Genomic DNA, 14182 nt, shown 5'->3' with positions numbered 1-14182 from the left:
CCGCCACCCCCAGCAGTGTCCCGACCGCGTAGGTGACCGCCATGGCCACCGCCCCGCCCACCACGTTGCGCAGCACCGCCCGCCCCGGGGCCGCCGCCCCGAGCCGGGCGCTGGCCCAGCCGGTCAGCACGAGGGCGGCCAGCACGGAGACCACGGTGACGGGCAGCCGCCAGTGCGCCGGGGGCAGGACGATGGCCAGCAGCGGCAGCAGCGCGCCCACCGTGAACGCCGCGAAGCTCGCCCAGGCCGCGTGCCAGGGGTCGGCGAGGGCGTCGGGGTCGATACCGAGCTCCACGCGCGCGTGGGCCTTCAGCGCGTCCCGTTCCGTCAGCTGCTCGGCCGCCTCCCGTGCCACCTCGCGGGACAGTCCGCGCGCCTGGAGCATCCCGGTGAGCTCCGCCAGCTCGGCCTCGGGTTTCTCCCTCAGCTCCTGTTTCTCCGCGGCCAGCGCCGCCTTCTCGGAGTCCCGTTGGGTCGACACCGACACGTACTCCCCCGCCGCCATCGACAGCGACCCGGCGAGCAGCCCGGCCAGACCCGCCGTCAGCAGCGCCGCCCGCTCCTGGGTGGCGCCGGCCACGCCGACGACCAGCCCCGCGGTGGACACGATGCCGTCGTTGGCCCCGAGGACCGCGGCGCGCAGCCAGTTGAGCCGGGAGCCCAGCGCGCCGCCGTGGGCCTCGTCGTGCGTCGGTTCCGTCACACCGCGAGGATGCCATCCGCGGCCCCGGCGGGCCGTACCGACGCTCGGCCGGACCGGCGCGGCCGGGGCCGCGGCGCGCCCGGGGCGCAACCGGTCGCCCCCGGGCGGTGCGTGGGGCTGTCGGCGGGGGCCCGTATCCTCATGGACCATGCTCGAAGACCGTACGACCGCAGCGTCGTTCCCCCCGTCGTGGCCGACCGCGTATCCGCAGGGATACGCGGTCGTCGACGTGGAGACCACGGGCCTGGCCCGGGACGACCGGATAATCTCCGCGGCCGTGTACCGGCTGGACGCGCGCGGCGAGGTCGAGGACCACTGGTACACGCTGGTCAATCCGGAGCGCGACCCGGGCCCGGTCTGGATCCACGGCCTGACGAGCGACGTGCTGGAAGGGGCGCCGCTCTTCCCGGAGATCGCCGAGGAGTTCGCGGCGCGGCTGGCGGGCCGGGTGCTGGTCGCGCACAACGCCGTCTTCGACTGGCAGATGATCGCCCGAGAGTACGCGCGCGCCGAGCGCGAGGCGCCGGTGCGCCAGCGGCTGTGCACCATCGCGCTCTCCAAGGAGCTGGGCCTGCCGCTGCCCAACCACAAGCTGGCGACGCTGGCGGCCCACTTCGGCGTCGTGCAGCAGCGGGCGCACCACGCGCTGGACGACGCGCGCGTGCTGGCGGAGGCGTTCCGGCCCAGCCTGCGGGCCGCGGCGGCGGGCGGGGTGCGGCTGCCGCTGCACGAGTGCCTGCCGCTGACCGAGTGGCAGGACCGGCCCGCGCCCCGGATCGGCCGGCAGCCCGGCGCCGGGGGCGGCGGCTACGGCGGCCATGGGCAGAGCAGTTGGCGGCCGTCCCGGAAACGGCCGGCATGCCCCCATCCCAACCCGGGACGTTACGAAGACGGCAAACCGCTCAAGCAGGGCATGAGGATCGCCTTCTCGGGCGACACCTCGACCGACCGCGAGCTGCTGGAGGACCGCGCGACCGACGCCGGGCTGCACGTGGCCACCAGCCTGTCCCGGCTGACCAGCCTGCTGGTGACGAACGACCCCGACTCGGGCACGTCGAAGGTGGTCAAGGCGCGCCAGTTCGGCACCCCGGTCGTCGACGAGGCGGCCTTCGGGCAGCTGCTGCGCGATGTGGAGCCCGCCGGGGAGTGACCCGTACGGACGGGTGATTGCCGCACGACTCGCCCACCGGCCGCTCGCCCGCCGGGCGGTGACGGCCCACCCTGTGGCGCATGGCGAGATGCGAAGTTTGCGGCAACGACTACGGCATGAGCTTTGAGGTGCACGCACAGGGCGCGGTCCACGTGTTCGACTGCTTCTCCTGTGCGATCCATCGCATGGCCCCCATCTGCGAGCACTGTCGGGTGCAGATCATCGGCCAGGGCGTCGAGGTCGAGGGCCACTGGTACTGCGGCGGCCACTGCGCCCGCGCCGAGGGGAGGGTGGGAATCGTCGACAAGGTGTGACCCGGTACCCGGCCGTTCGCGCCCCACGACCGAGTTGTACGGTCGTGGGGTGTACCGCTTCCTGTTGTCCCGGCAGTGGGTGATCGTCACCCTCGTCGCCGTCGCGCTCATCCCGACGATGATCGAGCTGGGCATCTGGCAGATGCACCGGTACGAGATGCGCACCGCCCGCAACCAGCTGGTCTCCGACGCGCTGACCGCGCGGCCGGTCCCGGTCGAGCGGCTGACCTCTCCCGGGCACACCGTGACCAGTGCCGAGCGGTACCGCACCGTCACCGCGACGGGCACCTTCGACACCTCCCGGGAGGTCGTCGTCAGGCGCCGCGTCAACTCCGACGACGAGGTCGGCTTCCATGTCCTCACCCCGTTCGTCCTCGCGGACGGCCGGGTGCTGCTGGTCAACCGGGGCTGGATCCCCGCGAACGGAGTGCAGACCGCCTTCCCGAAGATCCCCGCGCCGCCCGCGGGCCAGACGACGGTCACCGGACGGCTGATGCCGGACGAGACGACCGCGGCCAGCGGCATCAAGGACATCAAGGGCCTGCCGGACCGCCAGATCATGCTGATCAACAGCGCGGAGCAGGCCCGGCGACTCGGCAACGGGGTGCTGGGCGGCTACATCCAGCAGACGGCGCCCGCGGCGAAGGGCGGCACTCCGCAGCAGATCTCCGACCCGGGCAAGGAAGACGCGCCGCTGAACTACGCCTACATGATCCAGTGGTGGCTGTTCGCGGCGGGCGTCCCGGTGGGCTGGTGGGTACTGGTCCGGCGCGAGCGCCGCGACCGGGCGGAGGCCGCGGCGGCCGAGACGTCGGCCGCGGCCGAACCGGCGACGGTGTAGGGCCGACCTCACCCAGCCGGCCGTATCCGCTGATTGCCCGGTCGGCTCACCGGGAACCCGGAAACCCGTGCACCCCCCTATCGAGGACTACGCCCTCATCGGCGACGAACAGACCGCGGCCCTGGTCGGCAGGGACGGCTCCGTCGACTGGCTGTGCGTCCCCCGCTTCGACTCGGCGGCCTGCTTCGCCCGACTGCTCGGCGACGAGGACAACGGTCACTGGCGGATCGCCCCCAAGGACGTCGAGGGCCCCTGCACCCGCCGTGCCTACCGGCCCGACACCCTCGTCCTCGACACCGAGTGGGACACCCCCGACGGCACGGTCCGGGTCACCGACCTGATGCCCCAGCGCGAACGCGCCCCCGACGTCGTACGCATCGTGGAAGGCGTCAGCGGGCGGGTCACCGTGCGCAGCACGCTGCGGCTGCGCTTCGACTACGGCTCGATCGTCCCGTGGATGCGCCGGTCCGACGGCCACCGGATCGCGGTGGCAGGACCGGACTCGGTCTGGCTGCGCAGCGAACCCGCGGTGCACACCTGGGGCGAGGACTTCGGCACGCACTCGGAGTTCACCGTCGCCGAGGGCGAGCGGGTCGCGTTCGTCCTCACCTGGCACCCCTCGCACGAGGCGCGGCCGCCGCTGGTCGACCCCTACGAGGCGCTGAGCAGCAGCGTCGCCGACTGGCGCAGCTGGGTGGGCCGCTGCACCTACCAGGGCCCCTACCGGGACGCCGTCGTACGCTCCCTGATCACCCTCAAGGCCCTCAGCTACGCGCCCACCGGCGGCATCGTCGCCGCGGCCACCACCTCGCTGCCGGAGGAACTGGGCGGGGTGCGCAACTGGGACTACCGCTTCTGCTGGCTGCGCGACTCCACCCTCACCCTGGGCGCCCTGCTGTCGGCGGGCTACCACAAGGAGGCCGCGGCCTGGCGGGACTGGCTGCTGCGCGCGGTCGCGGGCAACCCGGCGGACCTCCAGATCATGTACGGCCTGGCCGGCGAGCGGCGGCTGCCGGAGACGGAGCTGCCGTGGCTCGCCGGCTACAACGGCTCGGCGCCGGTGCGGTCGGGCAACGACGCCGTGACCCAGCTTCAGCTGGACGTCTACGGCGAGGTCATGGACTCGCTGTACCTGGCCCGGCGCTCGGGGCTGTCGGCCAAGCCGCACATGTGGGCCATGCAGGGCGCCCTGCTCCAGTTCCTGGAGTCGGCGTGGCGGCAGCCGGACGAGGGGCTGTGGGAGGTGCGCGGCGGCCGCCGCCAGTTCGTGCACTCGAAGGTGATGGTGTGGGTGGCCGCCGACCGGGCGGTACGCACGCTGGAGGAGCATCCGGACCTGCCCGGCGACCCGGACGCCTGGCGGGCGCTGCGCGACGAGGTGCACCGGGAGGTGTGCGAGAAGGGCTACGACCCCGAGCGCAACACCTTCACGCAGTACTACGGCTCCCGCGAACTCGACGCCGCGCTGCTGCTCATCCCGCGCGTCGGGTTCCTGCCCCCGGAGGACCCCAGGGTGATCGGCACGGTGGACGCGGTCCGCGCGGAGCTGGGCCACGGCGGCTTCGTCCGCCGCTACGACGCCGAGGACACCCCGGTCGACGGACTGCCGGGCGGCGAGGGCGCCTTCCTGGCCTGCTCGTTCTGGCTCGCGGACGCGCTGCATCTGACCGGCCGCACCCAGGAGGCCCGCGAGCTGTTCGAACGGCTGCTGGGCCTCACCAACGACGTGGGACTGCTGGCCGAGGAGTACGACCCGGTGGCCGGCCGCCAGCTCGGCAACTTCCCGCAGGCGTTCAGCCACATCGGCCTGGTGAACACCGCCCTCGCTCTGGCCGGGGGCGGCGGGGCAGGATAGGAGCCATGGATCTTGGACTGAAGGACCGGGTGTACGTGGTCACCGGCGCCACCCGCGGACTGGGCAACGCCGCCGCGCGCGAGCTGGTGGCCGACGGCGCGAAGGTGGTCGTCACCGGACGGGACGCGAAGCGGGTCGCGGACGCGGCGGCCGAGCTGGGCCCGAACGCCGTCGGGGTGGCCGTCGACAACGCCGAGGCGGACGCCCCGGCGCAGCTGATCGCCGCCGCGCGCGAGCACTTCGGCGGCTTCGACGGCGTCCTCGTCAGCGTCGGCGGCCCGCCGCCCGGCTTCGTCGCCGACAACACCGACGACCAGTGGCGTGCGGCGTTCGAGTCGGTGTTCCTGGGCGCGGTGCGGCTCGCCCGGGCGGCGGCCGCGGAGCTGGAGTCCGGTGGCGTCATCGGGTTCGTGCTGTCCGGCTCGGTGCACGAGCCGATCCCGGCGCTGACCATCTCCAACGGGCTGCGGCCGGGCCTGGCCGGGTTCGCCAAGTCCCTCTCCGACGAGCTGGGGCCGCGCGGCATCCGGGTCGTCGGGCTGCTGCCGTCGCGCATCGACACCGACCGGGTGCGCGAGCTGGACGGCTACTCGGCGGACCCGGAGGCGACCCGGGCGGCGAACGAGTCCCGTATCCCCCTGCGGCGGTACGGGACTCCGGAGGAGTTCGGGCGGGTGGCGGCGTTCCTGCTGTCACCGGCCGCGTCCTACCTGACCGGCCTCATGCTGCCGGTCGACGGCGGGATGCGACACGGGTTCTGACCCCGTCGGCCGACCACACGCCACGGCACGGCCGACGGTGCCCGCCGGCCGCGCCGTGGCGTACACCGGGGGCGCGCTCCTCGCTGCCGCGTGCTCAGCTCACCCTTGCCGCGCGGTGTCTGGCCGCTCGCAGGCGGACCTCGGCGGGCAGGGCCGCGAGGTGGGCGGAGTCCCGGGCGTGGGTCAGGGCCTGGCCGGTGAGCTGGTGCAGCGCGGTGCCCGGGTCGACGTGCGGCTCCAGCAGCAGGCGTACCCGGACCTCGGGGGCGCTGCGCCGCCCGGTCAGCTGGATGTGGGCCTGCTGGACACCGTCCATGTTCCCGGACTCGTCGGCCAGCACGCCCTCCAGGGCCCGCCCCCGCAGCAGCGCCTCCTCACCGTCGCCGGTGTCGACGACGACCTCGGCGAGCCGCCGGCGGCGCAGCACGGCGATCAGCCACCACAGGGCGAGCAGGACCAGGACGGCGAGGGCCGCCAGGACCGTCGGCCACCACCAGCCGGCGCCCTGCCGGCTGGTGCGTTCGGCGACACTGAGCAGCACGTCGTGGGGGCCGTGGTGGATCCACCAGGAGGGCGGCGCCGCGCCCAGACCGACGGCGAGCACCGAGCCGCCGAGAAGCACCAGGACAAGGCCGACTAGGCCGATCAGCACCCGGTTGACGGTCCTGAGCATCGCGCTCACCCCTTCCGGCCCGGTCGCCGTACCCGCACCGACAGCGCGGGCGGCCGGACGAGTCCCAGGCCGCCGACCGCTTCGGCGAGGACCGTGTCGAGGTCCGCGCGGACCTCGTCCAGCGGGCGGAAGTGCGAGACCGCGCGTACGTCGGCCCGTCGGCGGTGGGCCCGTACCCGTACCGACTGCACGCCCGCGACCTCCATGGCCCGGTCGCGCAGGACCAGCGCGGCCGCGTCCCGGTGCAGTCCCGCGCGGACGTCGGGGCGCTCCTGCCGCATCGGCAGGACGGCCCGCAGGCCGGGCGTCACGGCCAGGACCAGCAGCCAGAGGCCGAGCAGCACGGTGACGCTCGCACCGACGAGCACCCAGGTGTCGTCCAGCGGCCGCCGGGCGAGCTGCTCGGCCAGGGACCGGCGCCACTGCATGCCCGGCCGGCCGGCCCGCACCGCGGCGATGTCGTAGAGGAAGGCGCCCGCGACGACCGCCAGGAGGACGGCGACGACGGCCGCCGGGATCCGGCGCGCCGACCAGAAGCGGTGGCCCGGGCCGTCGGCCGTCGGCGGCGGGTCGGGGACCGCCGGGGCGGACCGGCCGGGTCCGGTGCCGGGGTCGCCGGGGTTGTCCTTCTCGATGACCGGAAGTCGTCGTGTGGTGCCTTCGGAGCCCTGGGGCTCGCTCATCGCGTCCTCCCCTGTGCCACGTCGTGTGCCGGGGTCAGATGCAGCCGTTCCACGTGCACGGCGACCTCCGGCACCTCCATTCCCACCAACGCGCCTACCCGCTCGACCACATGACGACGCACCTCGCGACAGCGGGCCGCGATGTCACCCGGATAGCCGAGTTCGAGGTGGATCCGGACGCGGGCGGTGTCGTGGTGGACGACGACGGTGGCCTGTGGGGGCGCGGCGGCCTCGGGCAGCGGTCCGACGGCCTCGCGGGCCGCCTGCGCGGCCGTCTTCGACACCACCCGGTCGGCGATCCGGGTCGCGCCGCGCTCGCCCGGCGGGACGACGGCCGGGCCCGTGCCGCCCCCGACGGTCGCTTCGCTCACCGACGTCACCGTCGCCGGTCGTCACGCTGGCGGAAGAAGTCACCGAGTTCCAGGTCCCCCTCCAGGAACCGGCCGACGACGAACCCGATGGCGCCCAGCGCCGCCACCAGCAGGAACGCGCCGAACCCGCCGAAGTACCCGGCGAAGCCCAACGCCATTCCGGCGATCATGCCGACCACGGCCATGTTCATGCGGCGCTCCTCAGCTCACGGCCCTGGCTCACTGGATCCGGGGCTCCGGCTCCTCGTCCTCTTCCTCGGGCAGTTTCACGTCGCTCACGGCGATGTTGACCTCGACGACCTCCAGGCCGGTCATCCGCTCCACCGCCGCGACGACGTTCTCCCGTACGGCCTTGGCGACGTCGCCGATCGACACGCCGTAGTCGACGACGATCTCCAGGTCGAGCGCGGTCTGCACCTCGCCGACCTCGGCCTTGACCCCGCGCGTCACGGACTTCGACCCGCCGCCGGGCACCCGGTCCCGTACGGCGCCGAAGGTACGGCTGAGACCGCCGCCCATGGCGTGCACGCCGAGGACGTCCCGGGCCGCCATCCCGGCGATCTTCTCCACGACCCCGTCGGCGATGGTGGTGCGTCCCCGGGTCGCCGGGTCCCCGCCGCCGCGTCTGGTGGTCTTGCGGGTCTGGACCGACGGCTCGGCCGCGCTCTCGGTGCTCTGCGTCCGGTTCTGCTGCGTCATGTCGGTCATCGCCGCACGTCCTTCCGGTCGTCGTCCTTCCCCCACGGTACGTGCGGTTCCCCGCCGCCGCCCTGGTGATGCGGCAGGCTGGAGCAATGACGGCGGATCGGATCGGGCGGGCGGTACGGGATCAGCTGAGCCTGGGCAGGCTGCTGCCGCTGGGCGGCCCGGGTGACGGCGCCTGGATCACGCAGCGGGCGGCCGAGGCGCAGCTACGGCGCGCGGCGCAGAGCGTGCCGGGGGTGTACCCGGGTGCGCTGGGGATCTCCCTGGCGGATCCCGGGGAGGCGGCCGAGCCGGTCGTGCCGCCGCCGCCCGGGGCACTGCCGCCCGGACCGCTGCGGATCACGGCGGACTTCGCGACCACGCTGAGCGGGCCGCTGCCCGTCACGGCGTCACTCGTACGGGCGACGCTGGGCGCGGCGGCCGAGCGCCTCGGGCTTGCGGTCACCGAGGTGGACCTGCGGGTGACGGGCCTGCTGGAGGAGGCTCCCGAGCCCACCCCCGTACGTGCGCCGGAGCCGCCCTCGGCCGGCCGGCCCACGACGCCCGACGAGGAGCGGGCCGCCGCGGCCGCGAGCGGTGTCCCGGGGGTGGAGCGGCTGACCGGCGCGCTCGGCGGCCGGTCGCCGGTGCAGCTCTCGGCGCACGCCCCGGCGCGGACCGGGGAGCCGCCGCACGAGGGCGCGCTGCCGCGGCGCCACGCCCGGGTGGAGATCGCGGTGCGCGCCGGCCACCGGGCCCTGGACGTGGCCCGGACGGTCCGCACGGCGGTGGGCGAGACGCTGCCCGATCACCCCACGGTGACCGTACTGGTGACCGCGGTCAGCTAGGGCGTGGGCTCACTCGCCGAGGCCGGCCAGGTCCCGCAGTCGCCGGGCCTGGGCGGTGCGCTCCGCGCCGCGCTGCTCGTCGTACGTACGGTCGGCGGCCCCGCGCAGCAGGGTCTTGGTCTCGATCACCGCGTCCCGGGGCGCGGCGAGGAGCGCCGCGGCCAGATCCGCCACCGCGGCGTCGAGGTCGGCCACCGGCACCGACAGGTTGGCGAGCCCGCAGCTCACCGCCTCCTCGGCCGTCACGAACCGGCCGGTCAGGCAGATCTCGACCGCACGGCCGTAACCGACCAGGGAGACCAGCGGATGGGTGCCGGTCAGGTCCGGCACCAGGCCCAGCGAGGTCTCGCGCATGGCGAACTGCACGTCGTCGGCGACGACGCGCACGTCACAGGCGAGCGCGAGCTGGAAGCCCGCCCCGATGGCGTGGCCCTGCACGGCGGCGATCGACACGATGTCGTTGCGCCGCCACCAGGTGAAGCCCTCCTGGAACCCGGCGATGGCGGCGTCGAGTTCGGCGTCGTCACCGCGTGCGAGGTCGATGAAGGACGGCTCGCCCTCGATCCCCTCCGGCGTGAACATCTGCCGGTCGAGACCGGCGGAGAAGGACTTGCCCTCACCGCGCAGCACGACGACGCGGACGGAGCCCGGCAGCAGCCGGCCGGCCTCGGCGAGCGCACGCCACATCGCGGGGCTCTGCGCGTTGCGTTTGGCCGGGTTGGTCAGCGTCACCGTGGCGAGCGCGTCGTCGACGGTGAGCCGTACGCCGTCCTTGTCGAGCAGGGGGACGAGTTCCTGGTCGGGCGAAGCCATGGACGCCTCCGATGGGTGCGGTCAGTCAGCGGTCAGCTAAGTGACTGCACAGTAACCACCCGGTCGATCAACCGAACGACCGGGTGGCCACCATCGAAGCCGGTGAGCCGCCCGGGTCAGGACGTAGCGGCCTTCTTGCCCCGCGTCGCCCCACCACGCCCACGGAGCGTGACGCCCGACTCACTGAGCATCCGGTGTACGAAGCCATACGAGCGGCCGGTCTCCTCGGCCAGCGCCCGGATGCTCGCACCGGAGTCGTACTTCTTCTTCAGGTCTGCCGCGAGCTTGTCGCGCGCGGCGCCGGTCACCCGGCTGCCCTTCTTCAGAGTCTCGGCCACCCGTGCCTCCTCATGGGAAGTGCGCTCTGGTCTCCTCATGATCACCCCTCTCGGGCTCGATGGCCACCCATTCGGCAAGGTCCGTACGACAGGCTTGTGACGACAGGAGCGCGTCCCCACATACGGAATCCCTGATTCCATCGGTTCGCATTCATGCACCCGAACGGGTTGTTTCGCGAAGTGCCAGGTCAGGGACGCACGACGGCCGATCCCTTGTCGACAAAGGGATCGGCCGTGAAATGGATGTAGGACACACCTCGATACGAGGAGATCTCACACAGATGATGGATCACGGATCGGCCGAATGATCCATACGCTGTGGATCAGACATTCGATCAAGCGAGAGCGACGAGATCCGCGTAGTCCGCGCCCCACAGGTCCTCGACACCGTCGGGCAGCAGAATGATCCGCTCCGGCTGGAGCGCCTCGACCGCGCCCTCGTCGTGCGTGACCAGGACGACCGCGCCCTTGTAGGTGCGCAGCGCGCCGAGGATCTCCTCGCGGCTGGCCGGGTCGAGGTTGTTGGTCGGCTCGTCGAGCAGCAGGACGTTCGCCGAGGACACCACGAGGGTGGCCAGGGCGAGGCGGGTCTTCTCGCCGCCGGAGAGGACCCCGGCCGGCTTGTCGACGTCGTCGCCGGAGAAGAGGAAGCTGCCGAGCGTCTTGCGCACCTCGACCAGGTCGAGGTCGGGGGCGGCGGAGCGCATGTTCTCCAGGACGGTGCGCTCCGGGTCGAGGGTCTCGTGCTCCTGCGCGTAGTAGCCGAGCTTGAGGCCGTGGCCCGGGACGACCTCGCCGGTGTCGGGGATCTCCACGCCGCCCAGCAGCCGGAGCAGGGTCGTCTTGCCGGCGCCGTTCAGACCCAGGATCACGACGCGGGAACCCTTGTCGATGGCCAGGTCGACGTCCGTGAAGATCTCCAGGGAGCCGTACGACTTCGACAGGCCCTCCGCCATCAGCGGGGTCCTGCCGCACGGCGCGGGCTCCGGGAAGCGCAGCTTGGCGACCTTGTCCTGCTGGCGCACGGCCTCCAGGCCCGACAGCAGCTTGTCGGCCCGCTTGGCCATGTTCTGCGCGGCGACGGTCTTGGTGGCCTTGGCGCGCATCTTGTCGGCCTGCGCGTTCAGGGCGGCGGCCTTCTTCTCGGCGTTCTGCCGCTCGCGCTTGCGGCGCTTCTCGTCGGCCTCGCGCTGCTGCTGGTAGAGCTTCCAGCCCATGTTGTAGACGTCGATCTGGGCGCGGTTGGCGTCCAGGTAGAAGACCTTGTTGACGACCGTCTCGACGAGGTCGACGTCGTGGGAGATCACGATGAAGCCGCCGCGGTACGTCTTCAGGTAGTCGCGCAGCCAGACGATCGAGTCGGCGTCGAGGTGGTTGGTCGGCTCGTCGAGCAGCAGGGTGTCCGCGTCCGAGAACAGGATCCGGGCCAGCTCGATACGGCGGCGCTGACCGCCCGAGAGGGTGTGCAGCGGCTGGCCGAGCACCCGGTCGGGCAGATTGAGCGCGGCGGCGATGGTGGCGGCCTCGGCCTCGGCGGCGTACCCGCCCTTGGTGAGGAACTCCGTCTCCTGGCGCTCGTACTGCCGCAGGGCCTTCTCGCGGGTCGCGCCGCTGCCGTTGGCGATGCGCTGCTCGTTGTCGCGCATCTTGCGGAGCAGGGTGTCCAGGCCGCGCGCCGAGAGGATGCGGTCGCGGGCCAGCACGTCCAGGTCGCCGGTGCGCGGGTCCTGCGGCAGATAGCCGACCTCGCCGGAGCGGGCGATGTTGCCCGCGGCGGGGATGCCCTCGCCCGCGAGGACCTTGGTGAGCGTCGTCTTGCCCGCGCCGTTGCGGCCGACCAGGCCGATGCGGTCGCCCTTGGTGATGCGGAAGGTGGCGGACTCGATGAGGATGCGGGCACCGGCGCGCAGCTCGATACCGGAGGCGGAGATCACGGACAGGCTCCAGGGCAGGAAGGGTGGCGGGCGGGCGGCTGAGGACGTTCCCGCCGTCTAATGCGCGAGGAGAATGGCCATGACGTCAGTCTAACGGGGCCGTGCAACCACTTTTCCTGCGATCGGGCGGCGGACCGGGCGTACGGCGCGGTCGTCCACCAGGACGAATACGGGGCCGCGGACGCGGTGGCGGCGCGTCGTGACGTTCGGCACATCCGGGTGTCAGTGGTCGCTGGGAGACTGGGCGGCAGGTTGATTTCCGGCGGTGACGACGAGGGAGAGGCCGGTATGACGGGGACGAGCGGTGGACGCCCGGGCATCTGTCCGACACTGCTGTACACGGACGCGAAGGCGGCGATCCGGCAGCTCACGGAGGCCTTCGGGTTCCTGGAGCTGTCGGTGTACGAGGGCGAGGACGGCGTGGTGATGCACGCCGAGCTGGTGCAGGGAAACGGCGCGGTGATGCTGGGCTCCAAGGGCCGCGGCGGCGTCTTCGACACGGCGATGAAGGGCGCGGGCCCGGCGGGGGTGTACGTCCTGGTGGACGACGTCGACGCCCACCACCGGCGGGCCGTGGAGCACGGCGCGGAGATCCTGATGCCCCCGACGGACCAGGACTACGGGTCGCGGGACTACATGGCCCGGGACATCGAGGGCAACATCTGGAGCTTCGGCACGTACGCCCCCGAGCTGCCGGCCTGACCTGCGGCTGCCGGTGCGCGAGTCGGACCGGAGCCCGGCGTCGGTCGGCCGGAGGGCAGGTTCCTGCTCTCCGGCCGACTCGCCGCGACGGGTCCGCCGCGGTCCGGGTCAGTTCCCTCCGGTGTGCACCTGGAAGGCCGCCCGGCGCACGGCCTTGGCCAGGGCCGGGTCCGGGTGGGCGGCGGCGAGCGCGACGAGCACCTGCACGGTGCGCGGATGGCCGACGGCGCGTACCTCGTCGAGCAGTTGCGGGACGGTGGGCTGCACCGCGGACTCCAGATGCCGGACCAGCATCGGGGCCTCGCCGTGGTCGGCTACGGCGGCCGCGGTGTCGACCCACAGCCAGGTGGCCTCCTGCCGGGTGAGCACCTCGTGCGCGTCCTCGGGGTCGACGCCGTCGTGCTCGGCGAGCCAGAGCAGGGCGTACGGCCGCAGGGCCGGCTCGTCGACGACCGAGCGGACGTCGTGCTCGGCGGGGGCGCCGACGACCCGCAGCGCCTCGAAGGCCAGGCCGCGCAGCAGGGCGTCCTCGCCGCGGGCGGCGGCCAGCAGGTCGGTGACGGCGCGGCCGACGGGGCGGGCGGCGAGCCAGGCTCGGTACTCGGCGCGGGCCGCGTTGGGGCGCAGCTGGGCGCAGCCGCGCAGCATGCCCTCGGCGGCCTGCTCGATGTTCCCGGCGGGGCTCTGCGCGGCGACGCAGATCTGCTCCAGCTTGACCCAGACCGCCCAGCTGCCCAGCGGGGTGAGCGTGGCCTGTGCGGCGCCGTAGGTGAGGGCGCCCACCGAGGCGAGGGCGTGCAGGGCCCAGTCGAGCAGCGGGGCGAGTTCGGCCTCCTGCGCGGGCTCCGCCGGGTCGGCGTCGACGGAGGGCACGGCGGCCGCGGCGGCCACGGCGGCGCCCGCGGGGACGGCGGCGGCGCTGGGCATGGCCTGGGGGCCGTAGGGGATCTCGCAGCGCTCGGTGCGCAGCTCGGTGACCCGCTGGGCGAGCAGGTCGAGCAGCTGGGCCACGGGCACGGGCCCGGCGGACAGCTGGAGGAAGGAGAGCACCTGCGGCATGGCCGAGACGACCTCGGCGACGGTCGCGGGCTCGTGGTCCGCGGGTTCCGGGGACGCCAGCGACCAGGCGTCGAAGAGGGCGACCCAGCCGCGCAGGACGGCACTGTCGTCGCGGTCCCAGGCACGCAGCCGCCAGCCGGGACGGGCGCTGTCGCCGTGCACCTCGATGAGGCCGGCGAGGCGGGCGGTGTCCCAGTCGGCACGGACCTCGGTCGCGGTCAGGCCGAGTTCCGAGGCCGCCCGATCGGCGGTCGCGTCGGCGAGGGTGGCCTTGCCGTCGACGGCCGCGCCGTCGCGGCCGGGGCCGAGGGCGGCGTCGGCCCAGCGGGCGACGCGGGCTGCCGCGGCCAGACCGGAGCGCGCCATTCTGGCCAGCTCCGCGGGGGCCGGTGTGCCCTCCGGAGGTCGGGGTGCGGGGCGGCGCGGGCGCCGCTGGTTCACGGCTCTGGGGGC

At 73.6% G+C, this 14182-nt stretch carries 17 protein-coding genes; 7 read left to right on the top strand and 10 right to left on the bottom strand.

Going from position 1 to position 14182, the window contains the following annotated elements; genetic code table 11:
• Positions 1-703, bottom strand: a 703-nt coding sequence (locus tag FNH09_RS37105; protein WP_162469677.1) for a VIT1/CCC1 transporter family protein, incomplete at its 3' end; no start/stop codon positions are given.
• A 148-nt stretch (positions 704-851) separates the two neighbouring features.
• Here FNH09_RS37105 and FNH09_RS37100 point away from each other — a divergent pair.
• The 5 genes from FNH09_RS37100 to FNH09_RS37080 all read left to right on the top strand — a co-directional run bounded on the left by FNH09_RS37100 (position 852) and on the right by FNH09_RS37080 (position 5624).
• A complete protein-coding gene (locus tag FNH09_RS37100; protein WP_152894277.1) occupies positions 852-1853 on the top strand; it encodes a DEDDh family exonuclease in 1002 nt (333 codons plus the stop codon).
• Between the two features lie 80 nt (positions 1854-1933).
• Positions 1934-2167, top strand: a complete 234-nt coding sequence (locus FNH09_RS37095; RefSeq protein WP_152894276.1) for a hypothetical protein — start codon at positions 1934-1936, stop codon at positions 2165-2167.
• Between the two features lie 49 nt (positions 2168-2216).
• Positions 2217-3008 carry an SURF1 family cytochrome oxidase biogenesis protein gene (locus FNH09_RS37090; protein ID WP_162469676.1) on the top strand — a complete coding sequence of 264 codons (792 nt, stop codon included), beginning with the start codon at positions 2217-2219 and terminating at the stop codon, positions 3006-3008.
• 67 nt (positions 3009-3075) lie between these two features.
• On the top strand, positions 3076-4863 hold the full coding sequence (locus FNH09_RS37085; RefSeq protein WP_162469675.1) for a glycoside hydrolase family 15 protein: 1788 nt from the start codon (positions 3076-3078) through the stop codon (positions 4861-4863).
• Positions 4864-4868: 5 nt separating this feature from the next.
• Entirely contained in the window at positions 4869-5624 is a 756-nt protein-coding gene (locus tag FNH09_RS37080; protein WP_152894274.1) for an SDR family oxidoreductase, read from the top strand.
• 94 nt (positions 5625-5718) lie between these two features.
• Here the strand turns inward: FNH09_RS37080 and amaP are convergent, their stop codons facing one another.
• The 5 genes from amaP to FNH09_RS37055 are packed head-to-tail and all read right to left on the bottom strand — an operon-like array spanning position 5719 to position 8059.
• Entirely contained in the window at positions 5719-6297 is a 579-nt protein-coding gene (gene amaP / locus FNH09_RS37075) for an alkaline shock response membrane anchor protein AmaP (RefSeq protein ID WP_152894273.1), read from the bottom strand.
• Positions 6298-6302: 5 nt separating this feature from the next.
• Complete coding sequence (locus FNH09_RS37070; RefSeq protein WP_152894272.1) at positions 6303-6980, bottom strand: DUF6286 domain-containing protein; 678 nt, start codon at positions 6978-6980, stop codon at positions 6303-6305.
• A complete protein-coding gene (locus FNH09_RS37065; RefSeq protein WP_420802816.1) occupies positions 6977-7360 on the bottom strand; it encodes an Asp23/Gls24 family envelope stress response protein in 384 nt (127 codons plus the stop codon). Before FNH09_RS37065 ends, FNH09_RS37070 begins: the two co-directional genes overlap by 4 nt.
• On the bottom strand, positions 7357-7542 hold the full coding sequence (locus FNH09_RS37060) for a hypothetical protein (RefSeq protein ID WP_152894271.1): 186 nt from the start codon (positions 7540-7542) through the stop codon (positions 7357-7359). The genes FNH09_RS37065 and FNH09_RS37060 overlap by 4 nt, the downstream gene beginning before the upstream one ends.
• A gap of 28 nt (positions 7543-7570) precedes the next feature.
• Positions 7571-8059: an Asp23/Gls24 family envelope stress response protein gene (locus FNH09_RS37055; RefSeq protein ID WP_152894270.1), complete on the bottom strand. Its 489-nt coding sequence runs from the start codon at positions 8057-8059 to the stop codon at positions 7571-7573.
• Between the two features lie 86 nt (positions 8060-8145).
• On the opposite strand from FNH09_RS37055, the gene FNH09_RS37050 reads away from it, so the two are divergent.
• Positions 8146-8883, top strand: a complete 738-nt coding sequence (locus FNH09_RS37050) for a nucleopolyhedrovirus P10 family protein (RefSeq protein WP_152894269.1) — start codon at positions 8146-8148, stop codon at positions 8881-8883.
• 9 nt (positions 8884-8892) lie between these two features.
• Here FNH09_RS37050 and FNH09_RS37045 read toward each other — a convergent pair whose 3' ends face one another.
• The 3 genes from FNH09_RS37045 to FNH09_RS37035 all read right to left on the bottom strand — a co-directional run bounded on the left by FNH09_RS37045 (position 8893) and on the right by FNH09_RS37035 (position 11968).
• The gene (locus tag FNH09_RS37045; protein ID WP_152894268.1) at positions 8893-9696 is read right to left on the bottom strand and encodes an enoyl-CoA hydratase/isomerase family protein; all 804 of its coding nucleotides are present in this window, start codon (positions 9694-9696) and stop codon (positions 8893-8895) included.
• 116 nt (positions 9697-9812) lie between these two features.
• The gene (locus FNH09_RS37040) at positions 9813-10034 is read right to left on the bottom strand and encodes a helix-turn-helix domain-containing protein (RefSeq protein ID WP_010355597.1); all 222 of its coding nucleotides are present in this window, start codon (positions 10032-10034) and stop codon (positions 9813-9815) included.
• A 335-nt stretch (positions 10035-10369) separates the two neighbouring features.
• Entirely contained in the window at positions 10370-11968 is a 1599-nt protein-coding gene (locus FNH09_RS37035) for an ATP-binding cassette domain-containing protein (protein WP_162469673.1), read from the bottom strand.
• 288 nt (positions 11969-12256) lie between these two features.
• Between FNH09_RS37035 and FNH09_RS37030 the strand changes: the two genes are divergently transcribed.
• The gene (locus FNH09_RS37030; RefSeq protein ID WP_152894266.1) at positions 12257-12670 is read left to right on the top strand and encodes a VOC family protein; all 414 of its coding nucleotides are present in this window, start codon (positions 12257-12259) and stop codon (positions 12668-12670) included.
• A gap of 108 nt (positions 12671-12778) precedes the next feature.
• On the opposite strand, the gene FNH09_RS37025 is transcribed toward FNH09_RS37030, so the two are convergent.
• On the bottom strand, positions 12779-14170 hold the full coding sequence (locus FNH09_RS37025; RefSeq protein ID WP_338017805.1) for a hypothetical protein: 1392 nt from the start codon (positions 14168-14170) through the stop codon (positions 12779-12781).
• Positions 14171-14182: the final 12 nt, after the last annotated feature.

Origin of the sequence: Streptomyces adustus (genome assembly GCF_009377175.1) — a bacterium.
GTDB lineage: Bacteria > Actinomycetota > Actinomycetes > Streptomycetales > Streptomycetaceae > Streptomyces > Streptomyces adustus.
The sequence above is the reverse complement of the archived record's forward strand: the minus strand, read 5'-3'. Positions and strand labels throughout refer to the sequence as shown.